Source organism: Janthinobacterium sp. LPB2021202312-11-4, from assembly GCF_037049705.1.
In the GTDB taxonomy this organism is placed as follows: domain Bacteria; phylum Pseudomonadota; class Gammaproteobacteria; order Pseudomonadales; family Pseudomonadaceae; genus Aquipseudomonas.
On sequence record NZ_JBAGKV010000073.1, the window covers coordinates 1 to 2862 of the forward strand.

Here is a 2862-nt window from a genome sequence, read left to right on the forward strand (position 1 = left end):
GCGGGGAGCAGAGCTTGATTGCTCAGGTGCGTCGCAAAATCGAATACGCAAAAGCCCAGATGCGAGCCAAGGTTGAGCATCCTTTTCGAGTGATCAAGCGCCAGTTGGCTACACGAAAGTGCGTTATCGCGGGCTGATGAAAAACACCGCGCAACAGACCATGCTATTTGCCCTGTCGAACCTGTGGATGATGCGAAAACGGCTGTTGGTTGCGGGAGAGGTGCACCTGTGATCCGCGAAATGAGCGGAAGAATGGTGTTGTTCAAGGAAAAGCAATGAATTAAGACGAGCCAGAGCCTGGTTTTTGGCAGGCCACCGTTTTTTTGAACTCCCGATGGCTGGAGTATCGAGAATTCGGGGGCTACTTCAGACCTTTCCTAGAGGTTCCAGTCAGCGAAGAGTCCGACGAAGAAGTCGTTGCTCCGACCCTGCGTCGGGGCAAGCGCAAGCCACTGCCTGCCGACCTGCCACGCATCGAAGCTATCCACGAACTCCCCGAACACGAACTGACCTGTGCCTGCGGTTGCCGTAGGCACACCATCGGTGAAGAAACCAGCGAGCAGTTGGAGATCGTGCCGATGCAAATTCGCGTGATCAAGCATATCCGCAAGGTCTACGGCTGCCGTGGCTAACCATTGGTAAGCGCATGAGGGCAACACTCAAAGAGATACGGGCGCAACTTCACAAACGCAGGCACCAGCCAGTCCCAGTGATTGGTCAGTGGTTGAGTCGGTTTTTTAGAGGGTACTGCAATTATTACGAAGTTCCCGGTAATACTCGGCGACTGGATGCTTTTCGCCGTGAAATTATCAGGGCGTGGAGGCATACTCTCAAGCGCCGAAGTCAGCGGCACCGGTTGAACTAGGATCGCATGACTGCGCAGGCCCGTTTCTTCATACCCTATCCACGGGAACTACCAATGCATCCTTATCCCATAACGCGCTTCGGCGTCAAAACCCAAGGCAGGAGCCGTATGCGGTAATTCTGCATGTACGGATCTGTGCGGGTGGTAGCAGGTGACTGTCGTTCCTACCGCAACCACTGGATTGAGCTGTTGTCGGCGCAGCTAAGGCACAACACTCCGCCAGAGTCGGAATCTGGCGGAGTGTAGTTTTGTGGCTATGGCTCAGGGGGATCCATTTCCTTCTGTAGGGATCAACCCAGGCACGTTGATCTGGGGCCAGGGTTCAGAACTTGCCATTCAGACCCAGGCGGATAGTGTCGTTACGTTCGTCCGAGCCTAGGGCGGTTTTGTACGAGACCCCCATTTGCCAGACGCGTCCGAGGTTGAAGTCCACGCCCATGTCCAAACTAGCGAAATCGCTGTCCAGCGAGTCGGGCTTGAGCCGGTACAGAGTGCCTTCGTCGCCCTGGTCGGTGTAGCGCATCTTGTAGTCGCTGCTGCTACTGAAGTTGTGGCCCCAGGCCAGGCCGACCTTGGGCGTGACCACACCGACTCGGGTCGTCAGGTCGTAGCTCGAGCGCACGCCGAGGTAGGAGGTGAAGTTCTGCTGGCGCTGCTCGTCGTAGGACAAGCCGTAAATGCCGCCGCCACTTTCACGGTAGGCGTCCATGCGGGTAGTGCTGGCATTCAAGCGGCTGTAAGGCGTCAGCGACAGCGGGCCCTGGCGGTACTCGTAGCTGGCGGTCAAGGAGGCGAACAACTGATCGGCATCCCGCGGGCCGCGGGCATAGTCATCGGTGCTGCCGGTGATGTAGCGGCGTGAGTCGAAGCTGATGCGGTTGTAGCCAAGCAGACCGTCGACAGATACTTGCGGGGCCAGGTTCAGGCTCAGGTAGGTGGCGATACCGATAGCGTCCCCTTCGCTGCGCGTGTTGTTCTTGCCGATGTCACTGCGATCGTTGCCGTAGCCGATACCCACACCGGCAATAGCGGTCGGCGACAGACGATAGTCGACACCGACGCTCAGGCCCAGGGTGGTGAAGCTGTTGTCCCGCGCCCCCCGGGCATGGGTCGAGCCGACGTTGACGAAGCCATCGCTCCAGAACGCCAAGGCGTCCTGTTTGCAATTGTCTTGCAGGGCGGCAGCGGCCTCGCGTTTCTCTTGCTCAGTCTGATTGGCCGAGCCCCCCAGTTGGCTCTGCACCGCTTTGGTAATCTCACCCAGCGGCACATCGCGGCCCTCCTTGCGTAAGCTGGCATTGAACGAACTACGGTCGCAACTCATCTGGTGCAGTTGCTCCAGACGCCGGTTGAAGTTGTCCATCTGGGTGCGGGCAAAGCGCTCCGCTGCCCGGGTCTGGGCGTTGAGCAGGCCGACGACCTCGGCGTCCTTGGTCGGGTCCGGGCGCTCCTGGATCATGAAGCTGACGGTACTCGTAGCGCTGGAGCCGCTGCCGTTCTGCAGGCTGAAGCTCACGATCGCGGTGCCGGTGAAGGCGGCCGAGGGCACGAATCGCATCGAGAACGGGCTCATCATCATGGCCCGGCCAGCCGATGCGGGGGTCACCGTGCCCAGGGTGGCCTGGGTGAACGGGCCGCCGGTGGCGCCCTGGGTCAGGTCGACGGTGGCCGATTGGCCCGCAGCGAGGATCTGGCTGGAGGCCGGCACGGTGATCGCCACAGCGGCAATGGTGATCGAATAGGCCTGGGAGCCAGTGGCGCCGTTGGCATCGGTGGCGGTGATGATCAGTTTGGCGGTGCCGCTGGCGCTGGGCGTACCGCTGATCAGACCGCTAGATGTGTTCAGGCTCAGGCTCGCTGGCAGGCTGCCGCTGCTAATGCTGTAGCTGTAGGGCGCGGCACCGCCGGAGACGCTGAGGGTGGCGCTGTAGGGACTACCCGTCGTACCGGCGCCCAGGGACGCCGGGGTAACCACCAGGGTTAGCGCGCTGACGGTA

Annotated in this window: 1 protein-coding gene and 2 pseudogenes; 2 read left to right on the forward strand and 1 reads right to left on the reverse strand. The window is 60.4% G+C overall.

Annotation, left to right across the window (positions count from 1 at the left end):
• Positions 1-232, forward strand: a pseudogene (locus V5E99_RS30830) (transposase); the annotation flags it as partial.
• 166 nt (positions 233-398) lie between these two features.
• Positions 399-626, forward strand: a pseudogene (locus V5E99_RS30835) (IS66 family transposase zinc-finger binding domain-containing protein); the annotation flags it as partial.
• Between the two features lie 561 nt (positions 627-1187).
• On the opposite strand, the gene V5E99_RS30840 reads toward V5E99_RS30835, so the two are convergent.
• Positions 1188-2862 (reverse strand): autotransporter domain-containing protein (locus V5E99_RS30840; protein WP_499806294.1); only part of this gene is annotated, 1675 nt, incomplete at its 5' end.